Genomic DNA, 3496 nt, shown 5'->3' with positions numbered 1-3496 from the left:
CGAGCGCCTCGCGGACGGCCGCGTGACGGGCGCAGTCGTCGGCGAGCCCGCTGCGCGGGTCGGCGACCTTCACCTTGGCGGTCGTGCAGCCGCCCGAGGCCGCCACGAGCCCGGCGGCGACCCGCGGGGGCACGACGGGGATCGTCACGTTCAGCGGGATCTGGTCGCGCAACGGCTCGGGCAGGCGCACGGTGGCGGCCTCGACGCCGGCGCGCAGCCAGGCCGAGGACTCGACGGCGCCGTAGCCCCAGAACGGGGAGCACTCGCCCCAGCCGTACGGGCCGTGCAGCAGCAGACCGTCGCGCACGTCGATGCGGCGGAAGCGGTGCAGCAGCGGCACCCTGAAGACGAGGACCTCGTCGACGCCCGCACGTTCCAGCCGCCGCGGGACGCGCAGGCGCCCCAACTCCATCCGTCCGCTCACGAGGTCATGCTAGTGGCGGCCGCGGGCGGGCGCCGCCCGGACGACGCCCGCGCCGGCCGGTCGCGGCACCTCCGCGCCGCGCTCATCGACCGGCCGCGACTCGACGAGCGAGTCACGGGTCCACGGCGCGAGCGGGCGCATGGAGCCGTTGAGCACGGCGGCCAGGCGCATCGGGCGCTCCATGGCGTAGATGTCCTCGAGCAGCAGCGGCCGCCCGTCGGCCCCGCCCAGCGGGACGCGCCAGTTCGGGTACTCGTCGATCGTGCCGGGCTGGTTCTGGATGCGCTCCTCCCCCACCGCGTCGACGAGCGTGGCGCAGAGCACACGGCTCGGGGTGCGGGCGAGCATGCGGTACAGGCCGAGCACCTTGGCCTCGGTGACGTCGGCCATCGCCTCGTCGAGGGCCCCGGCGGCGCGCAGATAGGCCATCCAGCGCTCCTGCTCCTCCTCGGCCGCCCGCTCCTCCTCCTCGAGCGACTCGGTGAGCAGCCCCAGGTCGTGGCGCAGCCGCACGTGCGATTTGTCGAGATAGCCGGCAGTCGGCGGCAGGTCATGGGTGTTGACCGAGGCCATCGCGCACTCGCGCCAGGACTCCACGGCCCTGGGCGCGCCGTTCTCCTCCTCGAACCACAGCACGGAGGTGCCGAGGATGCCGCGGCCGGTCAGGTATTCGCGCACCCACGGCTCGACGGTGCCCAGGTCCTCCCCGATGACCACGGCCTGGGCGCGGTACGCCTCGAGGGCGATGATGCCGATGAGGGCCTCGTGGTCGTAGCGCACGTAGGTGCCCTCGCGCGGGCCGCCGCCGGCCGGCACCCACCACAGGCGGAACATGCCGATGATGTGGTCGATGCGCATGCCCCCGGCGTGGCGCAGGGCGTTGCGCACCATCGTGCGGAAGGGCGCGTAGGCCAGCTCCTCGAGGCGGTCGGGGCGCCAGGGCGGCTGGCCCCAGTCCTGGCCGAGCTGGTTGTAGGCGTCCGGCGGCGCCCCCACGCTCATGCCTTCGGCGTAGACGTCCCTCATCATCCAGGTGTCCGCGCCGGTCGCGCTGACGCCCACGGCCAGGTCGGTGATGACACCAGTCGACATGCCGGCGTCGAGCGCCGTCCGCTGGGCCCCGTCGGCCTGCATCGAGGCGATCCACTGCAGCCAGCACTGGAAGTCGATCTCGTCGGCGTGCTCGACGCGGAAGACCCCGACCTGCGGCGACGCCGGGCTCCGGTACTCGGCCGGCCACAGGCGCCAGTCGCGCCCGAACTCCTGGGTGAGCGCCGCCCAGGTGGCGTAATCGCGCAGCATGCGCCCCTCGCGGCGGCGGTAGGCCTCGAACATCATCTGCCGGTGGTCGTCGCGCCCCGCCGCCCAGATGATGCGCAGGGCCCGGCGCTTGAGCGACCAGCAGATGTCGCGCTCGATGCGCTCGGCGCCCCTCAGGCGCCCGACCAGCTCGGCCTTCGCCCGCTGCACGCGGGCGCGGCCGGCCTCGTCCAGGAAGGCGTACTCGGCGACCGCCTCGGGGCGGATGTACATCGGGTTGATGAACAGCCTGCTCGTCGGCAGGTACGGGCTGGGCTCGACCGGCTCGACCGGCTCGGCCGCGTGCACCGGGTTGATGAGGACGTAGTCGGCGCACTGCTGCGAGGCCGACCAGCCGGCCAGCGCGCCGAGGTCGTAGAAGTCGCCGATGCCCCACGAACCGGTCGAGCACACCGAGTAGAGCTGGGCGGCGTAGCCCCAGATGCGCCGGTCGCCCATGGAGCGGGGGAAGCCGAGGAAGGCCGGCGAGACGATGAGCGTCGCCTCGGCCCGCAGGCCGTCGGAGAGCAGCTGGATGCGGTGGTAGCCCAGCGGCAGGTCGGCCGGCAGCGCGAAACCGGCCTCGCCCACCATGCGTCCCTCGACGAGGCGCGCCGGCCTCCAGCCGACGACCTGGTCCAGCTCCCGAAGGCGCCCGTCCTCGAGCCTCACCCGGACCCCGACGGGGCGGTCGTCCGCCACATGGACGTCGAGCGTCGATGCGCTCCCCGCGCGCATGACGACGACCGGCGGCAGGGGGCGGCGCCACGGCCCGTCGGTCTGCGCCTGGGCGGCCTCGGCGGCGGCCTGCGGCGTGGAGGCATCGACGCCCAGCGCCGCGAGCACCTTGATGACCGTCTCATCGGCGACGCCGATGCGGCGGCCCTTCCAGTCCCAGAATTCGGTGGAGATGCCGAAGAGCTCGGCAAGACGATCCAGCGCGGGGTCATTCAGGGGCATGGGCTTCACCCTAGCGAGTGCATCCGGGCCCGGCCCGGGCAGGGCCGGTGGGCGGCCGCGGAACGCGGCCCCCGGCCCAGCGGGGCGCTCACGGGCGGGTCGAGACGACCTGCGTCCCGGCGATCCTGTCGTGCAGGGTCCGGCGCCTCTTGTTGACCAGGCCGTAGACGATGTCGACCACCTGGAACAGCCCCGCCAGGATGCCGATGACGGGCAGCATTCCCAGCAGGCGGGCGCCGTACCAGACGACGTTGCGGATGCAGGTGGTGCCCCAGGGCAGGCCCGCGGGGGCACGCCCCTGCTCGGCCGGCACGACGCGCAGGCCCATGGCCTGCTGGCCGAGGCTGGCGCCCCGGGAGCGCATCATGAGCACGAAGTAGGCGAAGCCGATGACGATCGTAATGGCCTGGTAGACGTACCACTGGGTCGTGACGCCGTAACTCGGATCGGCCGGGCCGGACGGGTAGTTCACGCTGCCCGCGCTGATGGCGGACACGACGTCCCGCTGCCAGCTCATCAGCGCGTCGATGATGTCGCTGAAGAAGACCTGCAGGACGACGGCCTGGACGACGCCCAGTAGGATCCCGTCGATGATCCACGCGACGAGCCGGGCGCCCCACCCGCCGAGCCTGACGCCGTCGGCGGTGGCCGGGCCGGTCGGATAGGCGAAGCCGGCCTGCGAGCGCCAGGGGTTCTGCTGGTAGCCGCCCTGGTAGGGGTAGCCGCCCTGCTGCGGCCCGTAACCGGGCCGGGCCTGACCGTACGGGGGCTGCTGCTGGCCGTAGCCCGGCTGCCCGTGGGCGCCGGGCGCGG

1 protein-coding gene and 2 pseudogenes are annotated in these 3496 nt (G+C 73.6%); all 3 read right to left on the bottom strand.

The window, feature by feature from the left end:
• Positions 1–412 (bottom strand): annotated as a pseudogene (locus R2N01_RS11220) (O-succinylbenzoate synthase); the annotation flags it as partial.
• A 159-nt stretch (positions 413–571) separates the two neighbouring features.
• Positions 572–2683 (bottom strand): annotated as a pseudogene (malQ, locus tag R2N01_RS11215) (4-alpha-glucanotransferase); the annotation flags it as partial.
• An 88-nt stretch (positions 2684–2771) separates the two neighbouring features.
• A partial coding sequence (locus R2N01_RS11210; protein WP_316671226.1) for an RDD family protein occupies positions 2772–3496 on the bottom strand: 725 nt, incomplete at its 5' end.

The sequence above is a fragment of the uncultured Propionibacterium sp. genome (assembly GCF_963539965.1).
GTDB lineage: Bacteria > Actinomycetota > Actinomycetes > Propionibacteriales > Propionibacteriaceae > Propionibacterium.
The sequence above is the reverse complement of the archived record's forward strand: the minus strand, read 5'-3'. Positions and strand labels throughout refer to the sequence as shown.